General features: G+C 37.8%; 1 protein-coding gene. It reads left to right on the top strand.

What is annotated here, in order from left to right; translation table 11 throughout:
* Positions 1–306: 306 nt before the first annotated feature.
* Positions 307–596 (top strand): cobalt transporter (locus SB717_RS33410; protein WP_410907088.1); only part of this gene is annotated, 290 nt, incomplete at its 3' end.

Here is a 596-nt window from a genome sequence, read left to right as displayed (position 1 = left end):
GTATATAACGAGATATACGATGTATTTAATAGGAACAGAACGATAGATACAATTGTAAATATTAATAGTAATTGAACGATAGGTTTTTTCATTTCTATATAATTCCCCTAATCTTTTTTCAATATAGACTTCTTAAATAGAAGATGTAATATGACATCTTTATTATAAGGTGTTTTGCTTTTTTTACAAAATATAGACATTTCACCTATACTTTCCGCATTTGTCCTACATACAGTGTACTATCCCATTTTTTATCCCACTCTTAACGCATATGAAAATGAAAAAATCGAAAAGGAGCGGAGAAACATGAATTATATAGAAAATAATGGATTGTATTATCGAAATCATCATCATGGAGGACACAATCATGGTGGGCACAATCATGGTGGGCACAATCATAACGGCGGACATCATCACCATGGAGGACACAATCACTATGATCACCATCATCATCACGGAGGCGGATGGGGCTGGGGTGGTGGTAGTTCATGGGGAGGCGGATTTTTCCCTGGAAGCTTTGCAGGAGGAGTGTTAGGCGGACTGACAGCGGGTGCATTAACAGGTGCAACAAGTGGAGGATATTATCCGGCTCCATA

Origin of the sequence: Priestia sp. SIMBA_032 (assembly GCF_046535215.1) — a bacterium.
Lineage (GTDB): Bacteria > Bacillota > Bacilli > Bacillales > Bacillaceae_H > Priestia > Priestia aryabhattai.
This window is presented reverse-complemented; position numbering and strand designations above follow the sequence as displayed.